Raw genomic sequence first — 13,555 nt, forward strand, 5'->3', positions numbered from 1 at the left:
CCGCGCGGCGGGCCCGTCCATACTGAGGGCGTGAAGCGTTCCAGTACGGTCCTGCTCTGCATCGCCAGTCTGATGGGCACAGCCCTTCCGGCGGGGGCCGCAGCTGTCCCGGCCGCCGCGGCGGCGGCGCCCGGGACCTGCGTCAACTCCCCCGCCCCCGCCGAGGGCGACGCCCGCGAGGTCCTCACCATCGCCCAGCGGGCGCAGCAGGAGTTCGGTCTCAACTCCGTGGTCCTGCGGGTCTCCTCCGGCGACCGCGAGGTGCTCACGACGGCCCTCGGGGAATCCATGACGGGCGTCCCGGCCGAGCCGTCCATGCACTTCCGTACGGGTTCCGTGGCCATCGTCTACATGGGCGCCGTGCTGCTCCAGCTGGTCGAGCAGGGCAAGGCCTCGCTCGACGACCCGGTCTCCCGCTGGCTTCCGGACGTACCCCACGGATCCGAGATCACCCTGCGGATGCTCGGCAGTTCCACGTCCGGTCTGCGCGACTACGTCACGGACCCCGCGTTCGACGCCGAGCTGGAGGCCAAGCCGTTCCGCAAGTGGACACCGGCCGAGGTCATCGCCATCGCCACGGGGAAGCCACTCCTGTACAAGCCGGGGACCAACTGGAGCTATTCGCACGCCAACTTCGCGATCCTCGGCGAGGCGCTGGAGAAGATCAGTGGTCTGCCGCTGGACCGGCTGCTCACGCAGCGCGTGTACGAACCGCTCGGGCTGAGCCAGACCAGCAACCAGTACACGCCGCAGATCCCGGACCCCGTCCTGCACGCGTTCACCTCCGAGCGCGGCACGTACGAGGAGTCCACCTTCTGGAATCCCTCGTGGACCACCGCCCCCGGCGCCGTCCTCGTGCAGAACATCTGCGACCTGGACCGGTCGGCGCGTGCCGTCGGCACCGGCGAGCTGCTATCGGCGCAGTCCTTCAAGACCCAGCTCGATCCGGGCACGATCGGACTGGGCCACAAGACGTCCACGTGCCCGGCCACTGCCTGCCAGCTGACCAACACGGAGACGCACCACTTCGGTCTGGGTGTGATCGTCGTCAACGGATGGATCCTGACGAACCCCTCGTTCTCGGGCTACGCGGCCATACAGGCCTACCAGCCGGCGGACAAGCTCTCGATCTCCGTCACCGTGACACAGGGCCCCAAGAGCCCCGCCGGCAACTCGGCCCAGACCATCGCGGAACGCATCTCCGTGGCCCTCACCCCCGGGCATCCGCTCAAGATGCGGTAATGCCTGTCCTATGATCGCCCGCGTGACCTCCGCGCTGATCCTCATCGACCTGATGCCCCGCATCATCGACCTGCCCGTCGCCCCGCACTCCGGTGAAGAGGTACTGACCCGCTGTCTGCGGCTGGCCGAGGCGTTCAGGGCGAACGGCCGCCCCGTGGTGCTGGTCCGGGTGGAAAGGCCGGGCGTGACCGAACAGCCTCCCGGCAGCGGCTTCGCCGACGGGCTGGTCCGGCCCGGCGACGTCCTGATCGTCAAGCGCACCGTCGGGGCCTTCCACGGCACCGGCCTGCACGACACGTTGCGCGGGCTCGGCGTGGACACGCTGGTGCTGGCCGGCCTGGTCACCACGATGGGGGTCGAGTCCACGGCGCGGGCCGCGAGCGACCACGACTACGAGCTGGAGTTCGTCGCGGACGCGATGTCCGGATTCGCCGCCGACGAGCACGAGTTCACCGTGGAGCGGATCTTCCCCCGGTTCGGTGCCGTGCGCGACACGGCGCACTACATCTGAGCCGGGGCCGGACCGGGCGCCGGTCCGGATGCCCGGTCCGCGCTGACCACCGGCGCCCTCGCGCACCGCCGGAAGATGACTGCACGGCCCCGCGCACTGTACGAAGACCCTTGTGAACGAACAGATCCAGCCCGCGACCACGCCCGCGACCGTTCGCGTGTTCATCGCCCTCGCCCCGCCCGACGAAGCGAAGGAGGAGCTCGCGCGCGAGCTGAGCCCCGCCTACGCCGCGTACCCGCGCATGCGGTGGAACCGCATCGAGGACTGGCACATCACCCTGGCGTTCCTCGGTGAGATCCCGGCCGGGAAGGTGCCGCTCCTGCGGCCGCCGCTCGCGGACCTGGCGGCCGGGCGCCGGCCCGTACGACTGGCACTGCGCGGCGGCGGTCATTTCGACGAGCGGGTGCTGTGGAGCGGGATCGACGGTGACATCGAGGGGCTGCACCTGCTCGCCGCCGATGTGCGGGCCGTGGTCAAGGAATGCGGCATCCCCTTCGAGGACCGGCCGCTGCGCCCCCATCTGACGCTGGCCCGTGCGCGCCGCAACGACACCGCCTCCGCGGTCGAGGCCGCGGCCGGACTCGCCGCGTTCACCGGTCGCCGGTGGCGGACCGAGCGGCTGCACCTGGTCGGCAGCAACATCGGCCGCGGGCCGGGGCCGATCCACTACCGGGACATCGAGGCGTGGCCCCTCGGCGGCGGGGACGCGGACTGAGGACCCGGCCACCGCACTGCGGACCGCGGCACCGCGGCACCGACCGGTTGATCCCTTGACGGAAAGCGGCTTAGCACTAAGCTACTTTCAAGCAATCTAATCGGGGGAGAGATCGACGTGTTCAAGAGCAATGGCGAGGAACGGGTGGCGGGGGAACGGTCGCTGCTCCTCGGAGTCGCAATCAGCGCGATCGGCATCGGGATGTACATCCCCTTCTCGCTCGTCTTCTTCCACTACGTCACGGGGCTCTCCTACGCCCTCGTCGGCGTCGTTCTGACGGTGACCGGCCTGGCCGGGCTCACGGTCATGCCGCTCGCGGGCACGGCCGTCGACCGGTTCGGGGCGAAGAAGGTCAACCTGCTGCTCTACGCGGTACGGGTCCTCGGCTTCGCCCTCTACCCGATCGCCGGATCGCTCCCCGCCTTCGCGGCCGTCGCGCTGGTCACCGCCCTCGCGGACCGGTCCTTCCCCATCGTGCAGCAGTCCCTCATCGGCGAGGTGGCCCGTGGCCGGGCCCGGGACCGGCTCCAGGCCTCCATCCGGGCCCTGCAGAACGCCGGCATGGGCGCCGGCGCCCTGCTCGTCTCCGGGGTGCTGGCCCTGTGGGGCACGGACGGATACGCGTACACCGCCTGGGGCAACTCGGCCGCCTTCGCGGTCGCCGGACTGCTCGTCAGCCGGGTGATGCCGGTGCGAGGCGGGGCCAACGGAGCGGTCGGCCCGGCCGGTTCGGCCGGATCGGCCAAGCGGCCGCCCGCCGGATACCGGATGGTGCTGGCCGACCGGCCCTTCCTCGGCCTGACCGCCACCAACTTCCTGAGCGCGCTCGGGTACTCGGCCCTGTCCGTGCTCTTCCCGCTCTACATCAGCACCTGGCTGCACGGCCCCGACTCCCTCACCGGAGCCGCCTTCACGGTCAACACGGCCCTCTGCGCCGGGATCGGCATCCTCATCGCGAGCCGGGTGCGCCGCTCCGGAGCCCGCCGTACCCGCGCCGCGGCCCTCGGGGCGCTGCTCTTCGCCGCCGCCTTCGTAGGTCAGATCGTGCTCGGCACGGTCTGCCCCGGGCAGACCGCGACACTGGTCGCCCTGCTGGCCATCGTGGTCGTCTACACGCTCGGGGAACTGGTGCACAGCCCCTCGGCCGGCGCCCTGTCGGTCTCGGCCGCGCCCGAGGCCGTACGCGGCCGCTACCTCGCCACGTACCAGCTCTCGTACTCCCTGGCCTCAGCCCTGGCCCCGTCCCTCTTCACCGGACTGCTCGCGCTCGACGGCCGGCTCCCCTGGGCGTTCCTGACGGTGGCCGCACTCGGCGCCGCACTCGCCCTGACCCGGCTGGAGCGCCACCTCCCGCCGGAGGCCGTCCACGCCGAACACCCGTCCCCGGAGCCTGCCCCGTCTCGGACATCCACCCCACGCGAACCGGCCACCACCTCTGCGGCGGCCTGACGAGCGCGCCGGAATACGGCCTAGAGTCCCTTGCTCATGGCCCACCGCTCCCTCGAATGATCGAAATGTCCTTCTGATCAATCCGGGCGAACGCCGTCCGGCCTCGAGGAGCGAAGGTCCCGTTCCACCCGCCGTTGGTCGGTCCCTTGTCCGCCCGGGAGGGCGCGCGGATCCGCCGCGGGGCCTCGTCACAGCCTTACGGCAGCCGTACGGCCCCTCCCCCGGCGCGGGGAGGGGCCGTTCACCTGGTCGGCGCGCCGACTAGTCGGTGCCGAACTCCATCGCGGCACGGTCCAACAGCTCGTCGTCGCCGGAGACCTCGCCCCGGGAGGCGATGGCCTCGGCCCCGCCCTCGGGCATGGCTCCGATCAGGCCGCTGCCGGGCGCCTCGACGGCGCCGATCAGTGCCGGGTGGGTCGTACCGACGATGCCGACCGCGGCGTACTGCTCCAGCTTCGCGCGGGAGTCGGCGATGTCCAGGTTGCGCATGGTCAGCTGGCCGATCCGGTCCACGGGGCCGAACGCCGAGTCCTCGGTGCGCTCCATCGAGAGCTTGTCCGGGTGGTAGCTGAACGCGGGGCCCGTGGTGTTCAGGATCGAGTAGTCCTCACCGCGCCGCAGCCGCAGGGTCACCTCGCCGGTGATCGCCGTGCCCACCCAGCGCTGCAGCGACTCGCGGATCATCAGCGCCTGCGGGTCGAGCCAGCGGCCCTCGTACATGAGACGGCCGAGGCGCCGGCCCTCGTTGTGGTACTGCGCGACGGTGTCCTCGTTGTGGATCGCGTTGACGAGGCGCTCGTACGCGGCGTGCAGCAGGGCCATGCCCGGGGCCTCGTAGATGCCGCGGCTCTTGGCCTCGATGATCCGGTTCTCGATCTGGTCGGACATGCCCAGGCCGTGGCGGCCGCCGATCGCGTTCGCCTCCATCACCAGGTCGACGGCGGAGGCGAACTCCTTGCCGTTGATCGTCACCGGACGGCCCTGTTCGAAGCCGATGGTCACGTCCTCGGTGGCGATCTCGACCGAGGGGTCCCAGAACCGCACACCCATGATCGGGTCGACGGTCTCGACGCCCGTGTCCAGGTGCTCCAGGGTCTTCGCCTCGTGGGTGGCGCCCCAGATGTTGGCGTCGGTGGAGTAGGCCTTCTCGGTGCTGTCGCGGTAGGGCAGCTCGTGGGCGAGCAGCCACTCCGACATCTCCTTGCGGCCACCGAGCTCGGTGACGAAGTCCGCGTCGAGCCACGGCTTGTAGATGCGCAGGTGGGGATTGGCGAGCAGGCCGTAGCGGTAGAACCGCTCGATGTCATTGCCCTTGAACGTCGATCCGTCGCCCCAGATCTGGACGTTGTCCTCGAGCATCGCCCGGACCAGCAGCGTGCCGGTGACGGCGCGGCCGAGCGGCGTCGTGTTGAAGTAGGAGCGCCCGCCCGAGCGGATGTGGAACGCGCCGCACGCGAGCGCGGCCAGCCCCTCCTCCACGAGCGCGGCACGGCAGTCGACCAGGCGCGCGATCTCGGCGCCGTACGCCGTCGCCCGCGCGGGCACCGACGCGATGTCGGGCTCGTCGTACTGGCCGATGTCGGCGGTGTAGGTGCAGGGGACGGCACCCTTGTCGCGCATCCAGGCGACGGCGACGGAGGTGTCGAGGCCGCCGGAGAAGGCGATACCGACGCGCTCGCCGGTGGGCAGGGAGGTGAGAACCTTTGACATGGGATGAGTATGCGTGATGATGCATGATCATGCAAAGTCGGGGGGTGTGCGGCCCCGTCGCGCGCCGCGGGCGGACCCTCGTCCCGCCCGCGGCGGGACATCAGCAGGACCTCAGCCGGCCTCGGGGGCGAAGGGGCCGCCGGCCCCGAACGCGTGCCGGGCGAAGTTCTCGGCGATCCGCACGTGGCCCGCCGGATCGGGGTGGAGCGCGTCGGGCAGCGGCAGCTCGACGTGATCCGTCTCGCCGTAGAGGTCGCGGCCGTCGAGGTAGTGCAGGTGAGGATCCTCGGCCGCCCGCTCCCCCACGATCCGGGCGAGCGCCTCCCGGACGACGCCGAGGGTCAGGCGGCCCGCGGCACGTTCGGCCGGGTCGCCCGTGGCCCTGAACCGCAGGGTCCGGCCGTCGAACTCGGGCGCGAGGGGGCCCGGGGTGTCCTCCTGGATCGGGCACAGCAAGGGGGAGACGACCAGCAGCGGTGTGCTCGGGTGCCCTTCGCGGATGGTGTCGAGGAAGCCGTGGACCGCCGGGGCGAAGGCCCGCAGGCGCATCGCGTCGAGATTGACGATGTTGATGCCGATCTTGGCGCTGATCAGGTCGGCGGGGGCGTCACGCATCGCGCGGGCCGTGAAGGGGTCCAGCAGTGCGCTGCCCGAGAAGCCCAGGTTGACGAGGTCCACCCCGCCGCGGGCCGCGGCCATGACCGGCCAGATCGCGGTCGGGTGGAGGGCGTTCGAGCCGTGGCTGATGGAACTTCCGTGGTGCAGCCACACCCTGCGCCCGCTGTCCGGCGCCGGCGCGAGGGGGGCGTCCGTGCGCAGGGCGATCAGTTCGGTGACCTCAGTGTGGGGAAGCCAGATCTCGACGCCCTTGTCACGGGCGGGCAGTCCGGTGAACCGGGCGGTGCCGGGAGGCCCTTGGCGGTCCTCGACGGACTGGGTGGCCGGGTCCACGGTACGGACCGAGCCTCCGGGCACGGTGGCCTGGGCCGTGAGCACGCCGTCGATCAGGAGGTCGTACTTCCCGTCCGGCGAGGCGGGCATGCCCCGGTAGGCCCGCTTGGTGGGCAGCGCGTCCAGTTCGATGACGGTGGCCCGGGTCCGGAGGACCAGTCGCACTCCGGAGGGCCTGGCCTCGGCCGTGGCCAGCTGCTCGTCGGGGATCTGCGTGCGGGCCCGGGCGGGCAGCCGGTGCGGCAGCAGGCCGTGCGCCGTGCGTTCCACGTCGAGGGCGCCGCGCAGGAGGTCCGCGGTGACGGGAGTGGTGATCCAGTCGCGCTCGGTGCTCATCGCCTCAGTCTCTTGATGGGGGTCACGGGCTTACAGGGTGAGGGGTGAGGGGTGAGGGGTTACGGGCTCGCGGCCGGCGCCGCCCGGTCGCGCAGCATCATGTCGAGGGAGTCCACGACCCAGGTCCAGGATTCCCACGGGTCGACGGCGGTGTGGCTGAAGCCCCCGGCCAGTTCCAGGCTGACGTAGCCGTGGAAGACACTGCCGAGCATCCGGACCGCGTGCGTCTGGTCCGGTTCCGCCAGGTCGTAGCCGCGCAGGATCGCCCGTGTCATCCGGGCGTGCCTGGCCCCGGCGCTGGCGGCCGCCGTCTCGGGGTCGAGTCGGAGGCGGGCGGCGTCGTAGCGGCCGGGGTGCTCCCGGGCGTAGTCCCGGTAGGCGTCCGCGAAGGCCGCCAGGGCGTCCCTGCCCGCCCGTCCCGCCAGGGCGGCCGAGACCCGGTCGGCGAGCTCCTCCAGGGCGAACAGGGCGATCCTGGTCCTGAGGTCCTGGGAGTTCTTCAGGTGCGAGTAGAGGCTCGCGACCTTGACGTCGAACCGCCGGGCGAGCGCCGAGACGGTCACCTGCTCGAAACCGACCTCGTCGGCGAGCTCGGCGCCCGCCCGGGTCAGACGTTCCGGGGTGAGACCCACTCGAACCATAATGTGCCTCCTAGGTGACGATAGTGATTATGCATTTGCCTAATACATTTAGGCAAATTAGCCTGCCGTTCATGAAGCCCCTGACTGAGCAAGAGATCCGCACCGCGTTCGTGAACTGCACCAAGGGAGAGGCCAAGCGCCTGTCCGTCCCCCGCGATCTGGCCGAACGCCCCTGGGAGGAGCTGGACTTCCTCGGCTGGCGGGACCCCCGGGCCCCCGACCGTGCCTACATCGCCACGGAGCTGGACGGCCGTCCGGTCGCACTCGCGCTGCGTTCCTCCGGCGCCTCCCCCTCCCAGGCGCGGCGCAGCATGTGTTCCCTGTGCCTGACCACCCACACGGGCGGCGTCTCCCTGATGGTCGCGCCGAAGGCCGGCAAGGCCGGGCAGCAGGGCAACTCCGTGGGCGCGTACATCTGCGACGACCTCGCCTGTTCGCTCTACCTGCGGGACCGGAAGGACGCGGGCCCCGGCGCCCGGCTCCACGAGTCGCTCACCCTGGAGGAGAAGATCCAGCGGACGACGGCCAACCTCGCCACGTTCGTCGCCAACATCACGGGCTGACCCCGTGGGCACCCGGCGGCCCCCGACCCGGCCGCCGCGGAGGTCCGGTGGCCGGAAAGGCCCGCTGGCAGGAGGACCCCGTACGCCGTGAGGATGCTCCCCGGCCGGAGGGGCCGGCCGGGGAGGGCTGGGAGGCGGCGTAGATGAACTCTGGGCGCGAAGGGCCGCGGGGCGGCCGGGCCGGGGTGCTGGCACGTACGGCGGTGGCACTGCTGCTCGCGTGCGCCGGGCTCGCGGTGGCACCCGTGGCGGCGCGGGCGGCCGGACCCGCCGCGGCCGCCTGCGCGGCGGATGCGGGCGCGAAGGGGCCGGCGGGCGACGCGGTGCCGGGCAGCCTGGTGTCCGTGGACCGCGGCGACGGCCGGATCGGCCAGTTGCGGCTCTTCCAGGACGCCACGGCGACGGCGGGACCGTCCTTCGTCTGGTACCGCGAGCAGGGCGCGCCCGATGGCGCGTACGGGCCGTGGCGGCGGGTGAGCGCGACGCCCGTGAGTCCCGGCGGCGGGACGGCCCCGCGCGCCTTCGAGAACCCGGCGGGCGACCTGGAGCTGCTGTTCGCCTCCCGGGGTTCGCTGTGCCACGCGGTGCGGAGCCGTGGCGCCGAGGGCTGGAGCACCCCGGTCCGTACGTCGGCCGGCGCCGCGTCCGCACCCGCACCGGCGTCCGGACCCGTGTCCCCGGGCGGGGACGGGGTCCGGATCCAGCCGATCCCAGTCGGCCCGCCGTCCTTCACCGGGGCCCGGCTGGACGTCGGACGGACCACCGGGCTCCTGGACGGCGACATCGTCCGGTTCACGGTCGCGGGCGGCCCGCCCAAGGCGTACGTCTGGGTCAAGCAGTGCGCTCCCCAGGCCTCGGGGAGTGTCTGCGACGATGCCACCGGCCGCCAGTTCCGCGTGTACCCCGACGGCACCTACCAGCTCTCGCCGAAGAAGCTCTACGCCCAAGTCGACACGCCGACCGGCTCCTTCGACTGCCGGACCGCTCCGGCGGCCCGTCCGTGCACGCTGGCGCTCACCGACAACGACGGGACCGTGCTGACCGCCGTCCCGCTGCGCTTCCGGCCGGACGGCCGCCCGGAGGCCCCGCCGACCCTGCGGGTGGACCCGGACCAGGCGCTGATGGACGGGCAGACGGTGCACGCGACGGGCAGGGGGTACGAGCCCCAGTACCACTCCCTGGTCATGGAGTGCGCCGCCGGATCCGCCGACACCCTCGGCTGCCGCCCCCGCAGCAGGCCCCCGGCGACCACCGACAGCGGGCGGCTCGACGAGCGCATCGTCCTCTCCGCGACGTTCACGGCCATCGACGGCCGCACCGTCGACTGCCGCGCCAGGGGCGCTTGCGAGCTGGTGGTGTTCGGAACCCGGGTGCGGGGGCCCGATGCGGTGCGCCACCGACTGGAGTTCGCTCCGGCGGCCGGCTGAGCGCACTCGATGTGCTCCGTACGAGTCGTCTTCCGTGCCCATTCGGCCCCACGGACCGAGTTCATGATCATCGGTCTGCCCGGAAATCGTTTTGATGCTGCCATCCGGCCGTAGGCGATCTGGGAGGGCTGCGTGACGACGATGCCATCGACACACCGTGGACGAGTTCGGCGACGGGGCAGGACGTGGAGCGTGGCCGGCGCGGTGGCCGGTGCGCTCTTCGTCGTCGCCGCCGCGCCCCAGTCCGACGACGGGCGGCCCTCCGCTGGCGAACCGGCCGGCTCCGTCGAGCTGCTGGTCGGCCGGGTCCTGGACAACGGGAGCCGGCGGTGCGCGATGGAGGCGTTCCGGGCCGAACTGTGCGGCGGACGGGAGCAGCAGCTGGTCCGGGCCACCGCCCGCGGCGCCGGTTCCGTGGTGCGCGATCCCTCCTACGGCGGCGCGGCCCGGGCGGCCGCGCACACGGTCGTGCTGCCCACCGACGCCGCCAGCCCGCTGGACATCACCCTCGCCGGACCGGGGATGCTCACCTACGTCACCGTCCACGACGGCCACGGGCGTTACGTGGGCGGAGCGTTGGGCGCCCGGGGTCACCGCTGGGCCAACACCGAGCCGCTGCGGGCCGGTGAGACCTACACCGTCCGGGTCGGCGCGCAGGACGCGGCGGGGACGCCGGTCGGCGTGACCATGATGTTCCGGACCGCGCCCGCGGCGCGGGACGACCGGCTCACCGCCGAGTTCGGGCCGAAACCGGGCACGTACGGGGCGGGACAGATCGTGACGGCCTCCCTGAGCCTCCCCGTGCCCGCCGCGGACCGGCCCGCGCGGGCCCGGGTGGAGCGGGCGCTGCAGGTCACCTCGGAGCCGGCGGTCGAAGGGGCCTGGCACTGGGTCGACGACTCGACGCTGCACTACCGGCCCCGTACGTACTGGCCCGCCCACGCCGAAGTACGCGTACTCAGCGGGCTCGACGGGGTCGAGGTCGGGGAACGGGAAGGGGAACGGGAGTACGGCGGACCCTCGGAGTCCCTGCGGTTCACCATCGGGGAGCGGATCGAGGCGGTCACCGACGCCGCCGCGCACGAGATGACGGTACGGCGCAACGGCACGGTCGTGCGGACCATCCCGGTGACCACCGGCAAGGCCGGCTTCCTGACCCGCAGTGGCATCAAGGTCGTCCTGGGCAAGGAGTACAAGGTCCGGATGCGCGGGGACACCGTGGGCATCAAGCGCGGCACGAGCGAGTTCTACGACCTGCCCGTCTTCTACGCGACCCGGGTGACGTGGAGCGGCGAGTACGTGCACGCCGCGCCCTGGTCGGTCGAGGCGCAGGGCGAGGAGAACGTCAGCCACGGCTGTACGGGCATGAGCACGGCGGACGCGGCCTGGTTCTTCGGCACGGTGCGGGAGGGCGACGTGGTGTCGGTGCTGAACAGCGGCGGTGAGCCGATGGCGCCGTTCGACAACGGGTTCGGGGACTGGAACCTGGGCTGGCCGGCCTGGCTGGCCGGCAGCGCCCTGGGGGCCCACGCCGATTCCCCGCTCGCCCCCGCCGCCTCCCCGCACACGCCGGCCCACGGACCGTCGAGGCTGCACCCCCTCACCTGAGGGACGGGCCCACCGGGCTGCCGGCCCGGCCGGGCCGGCAGCCCGGTGGGCCCGCTTCGGTAACATCCGTGCCGTGCCCGCATCCTCCCCCGCCGTGACCGGCATCGACGTCGTCCTCCTGACCATGAACGACCGGCCCGACGAGGAGGCCGCGGCTGTCCGGACGCTCCTGGCGCAGCAGGACGTCGACCTGCGCCTCGTCATCGTCGGCAACGGCTGCCGCCCCTCGCTCTCCGTCCCCGGTGCCGCGGTCGTGACGCTCCCGGAGAACCTCGGCATCCCCGAGGGACGCAACCGCGGCGCGCTCGCCCTGCGGGACACGGGCAGCGAGTTCGTCTTCTTCCTCGACAACGACGCGTCCTTCCCCCGCCCCGACGTCCTGTCCCGGCTGGTGGCCGAGGCCCGCCGCCACCCCCGGGCGGCGTACGTCCAGCCGCGGCTCACCGGCCCCGACGACACCACGACACCGCGCCGTTGGGTGCCCCGCCTGCGCACCGGCGATCCTGGACGGTCCGGCACCGTCGCCACCATGACCGAGGGCGTGGTCATGGTCCGCCGGGACGCCTTCGACGCGGCCGGTGGCTGGGCCGACTTCTTCCTTTACCACGAGGGCATCGACCTCGCGTACCGGCTGTGGGACCAGGGCCGCACCGGCTGGTACGCGGCGGACGTCCGGATGCACCACCCCGTAACCAGCCCCACCCGCCACGCGCTCTTCCACCGGCTGGCCGCCCGTAACCGCGTCTGGCTCGCCCATCGCAACCTCCCCGGCCCCCTCGTCCCCGTCTACCTCGGCATCTGGGCGGCCGTCACGGCCTTGCGCGGCGTTCGGGGCGGCGGACGGCAGGAGTCCCTCCAGGGTTTCCGCGAGGGCTGGGCGACCCGTCGCGACCAGCCGCGCCGGCCCCTGCGCTGGCGCACGGTGGCCCGTCTCACCGCCGCCGGCCGGCCCCCGGTCCTCTGAGCCCGCTCTGCGTCGAATGGCGCGCTCGCGCCGCTCAGGCTACCCCGCGCGCCCGCTTCCCGGCCCCGACCCCGGCCCCAGCCCGCCCCGGTGGGTCGCGTCGTACGCCGTGAGGGCGGCCGAGAGGCGGCCGGCGGCAGTGGGGTCGGTGGCGTCGTGGCCGGTGAGCAGACGGATGCGGCCGAGGCGGTAGGTCAGGGTGTTGCGGTGGACGTTGAGGGTCTCGGCGGCCTCGCCCCGCCGGTAGCCGGCCGCGATGAACTCCCGCAGCGTGGCGATCAGATGGGGCTGGCCGTCGAGGGGCGCGAGGACGCGGGCCAGGGCGTCGCGGGCGGGGCCGGGCTGCACCAGCTGATACTCGACGGCGAGGTCGGCCAGCCGGTAGAGACCCGGCGGACGTCCCAAGTCCTCGGCCAGGGAAAGGACTTCGGACGCCTCCGCCTGGGCCCGCGGGATCGATCCGTGGTCCTCGGCGATCGCGGCCGCCGCCGTGCAGCGCAGTTCGGCCGCCGTGTCGAGTCTGGTGAGCAGCTTCCGGGTCGCGCCTCCCCCGCCCGGCCCGGGCGCGACGAGCGGGACGAGCAGCACCCCGCCGTCCCCCTTGAAGGTCGCCAGTACCTCGGGGTTGCCGTCCAGTTCGGAGCGCACGGCGCGCAGAATGCGGGTGGTCGCGCCGCCGGGTGCCTCCGGGAGCCGCAGGACCACCACCTCGTACCGCTCGGCGAGCGTGCGCCCGTACCGCTCGGCCGCGCGCCGCGCCGGGCGGCCGGCGAGCAGGACCCCGGCGAGGTTCCGACCGTGCTCGCGTTGCTCCCAGTCGAGGTCGGCCTGTTCGCGGAGGTAGGCCTCGGCGACCTTGGGCATCACCTCGCCGAGGAACGCGAGCAGGCCCGTGACCAGCGCGAACGGATCGGTGGTGGGTTCGGGGCCGGCCGTGGCCAGCTCCCATGCCTGGCGGGCGCCGAGCGGGTAGACCCGTAGCACCGCCTCCAGCGGGACGCCGTCCCGGGCCCGTTCGGCGCCCCAGGCGATCGGTGTGGCCAGCTCCTGTTCGGTCGGCGGGCGGCCTTCGGCGGCTGCGGTGAGGAACAGCCTCAGCACGGCCTCGGTGTTCGCGACGAGGTCGCCGCCGAGGACGCTGTCGGGCAGCAGCCGGTACGACGGGATCTCGGCGGTCAGGCGGGCGGCGGTCGCCGCGGCGATCTCCGGGACCCGGGGCAGCAGTGACGCGGCGAAACCCGGTGGCAGCCGCTCCGCGATCACGGATTCGCCGGGCGCGGCCGCGCCCACCGCGGGACCCTCCGGAGCACCCGCCGCCACAGCCACCACCACACCTGTGTCGTCCATCCCCGCATTGTCACCGCGCACAAACGCGGGAGGAAGCATTCTGCGCGTACTGCCAGGGGACACGGGCGGCGCACCGGAGCATTCTGTGCAG

Annotated in this window: 12 protein-coding genes; 8 read left to right on the forward strand and 4 right to left on the reverse strand. The window is 72.8% G+C overall.

Annotated elements, in window-relative coordinates:
- Positions 1–30 precede the first annotated feature (30 nt).
- The 4 genes from OG389_RS01805 to OG389_RS01820 all read left to right on the forward strand — a co-directional run bounded on the left by OG389_RS01805 (position 31) and on the right by OG389_RS01820 (position 3,917).
- On the forward strand, positions 31–1,242 hold the full coding sequence (locus OG389_RS01805; protein ID WP_328296658.1) for a serine hydrolase domain-containing protein: 1,212 nt from the start codon (positions 31–33) through the stop codon (positions 1,240–1,242).
- A gap of 22 nt (positions 1,243–1,264) precedes the next feature.
- The gene (locus OG389_RS01810) at positions 1,265–1,753 is read left to right on the forward strand and encodes an isochorismatase family protein (RefSeq protein ID WP_328296659.1); all 489 of its coding nucleotides are present in this window, start codon (positions 1,265–1,267) and stop codon (positions 1,751–1,753) included.
- 112 nt (positions 1,754–1,865) lie between these two features.
- Complete coding sequence (gene thpR / locus OG389_RS01815; protein ID WP_328296660.1) at positions 1,866–2,468, forward strand: RNA 2',3'-cyclic phosphodiesterase; 603 nt, start codon at positions 1,866–1,868, stop codon at positions 2,466–2,468.
- A 117-nt stretch (positions 2,469–2,585) separates the two neighbouring features.
- Positions 2,586–3,917 carry an MFS transporter gene (locus tag OG389_RS01820; RefSeq protein ID WP_328296661.1) on the forward strand — a complete coding sequence of 444 codons (1,332 nt, stop codon included), beginning with the start codon at positions 2,586–2,588 and terminating at the stop codon, positions 3,915–3,917.
- Positions 3,918–4,178: 261 nt separating this feature from the next.
- Here the strand turns inward: OG389_RS01820 and argG are convergent, their stop codons facing one another.
- From argG to OG389_RS01835, 3 genes are all read right to left on the reverse strand, one after another.
- On the reverse strand, positions 4,179–5,627 hold the full coding sequence (gene argG / locus OG389_RS01825; protein ID WP_328296662.1) for an argininosuccinate synthase: 1,449 nt from the start codon (positions 5,625–5,627) through the stop codon (positions 4,179–4,181).
- A gap of 111 nt (positions 5,628–5,738) precedes the next feature.
- Entirely contained in the window at positions 5,739–6,914 is a 1,176-nt protein-coding gene (locus OG389_RS01830) for a GDSL-type esterase/lipase family protein (RefSeq protein WP_328296663.1), read from the reverse strand.
- Positions 6,915–6,973: 59 nt separating this feature from the next.
- Positions 6,974–7,555, reverse strand: coding sequence for a TetR/AcrR family transcriptional regulator (locus tag OG389_RS01835; protein ID WP_328296664.1), 582 nt, complete (start codon positions 7,553–7,555; stop codon positions 6,974–6,976).
- Positions 7,556–7,626: 71 nt separating this feature from the next.
- On the opposite strand from OG389_RS01835, the gene OG389_RS01840 reads away from it, so the two are divergent.
- The 4 genes from OG389_RS01840 (at position 7,627) to OG389_RS01855 (ending at position 12,117) form a co-directional block, all read left to right on the forward strand.
- Positions 7,627–8,118, forward strand: coding sequence for an FBP domain-containing protein (locus tag OG389_RS01840; RefSeq protein ID WP_328296665.1), 492 nt, complete (start codon positions 7,627–7,629; stop codon positions 8,116–8,118).
- 143 nt (positions 8,119–8,261) lie between these two features.
- On the forward strand, positions 8,262–9,545 hold the full coding sequence (locus OG389_RS01845) for a neocarzinostatin apoprotein domain-containing protein (RefSeq protein WP_328296666.1): 1,284 nt from the start codon (positions 8,262–8,264) through the stop codon (positions 9,543–9,545).
- A gap of 192 nt (positions 9,546–9,737) precedes the next feature.
- Positions 9,738–11,153 carry a L,D-transpeptidase gene (locus OG389_RS01850; RefSeq protein ID WP_328296668.1) on the forward strand — a complete coding sequence of 472 codons (1,416 nt, stop codon included), beginning with the start codon at positions 9,738–9,740 and terminating at the stop codon, positions 11,151–11,153.
- Positions 11,154–11,226: 73 nt separating this feature from the next.
- Positions 11,227–12,117, forward strand: a complete 891-nt coding sequence (locus OG389_RS01855) for a glycosyltransferase family 2 protein (RefSeq protein WP_443059190.1) — start codon at positions 11,227–11,229, stop codon at positions 12,115–12,117.
- A 39-nt stretch (positions 12,118–12,156) separates the two neighbouring features.
- Here OG389_RS01855 and OG389_RS01860 read toward each other — a convergent pair whose 3' ends face one another.
- Positions 12,157–13,464 (reverse strand): PucR family transcriptional regulator, encoded by a 1,308-nt coding sequence (locus OG389_RS01860; RefSeq protein WP_328296669.1) that lies wholly within the window; start codon positions 13,462–13,464, stop codon positions 12,157–12,159.
- Positions 13,465–13,555 lie beyond the last annotated feature (91 nt).

The sequence above is a fragment of the Streptomyces sp. NBC_00435 genome (assembly GCF_036014235.1).
Lineage (GTDB): Bacteria > Actinomycetota > Actinomycetes > Streptomycetales > Streptomycetaceae > Streptomyces.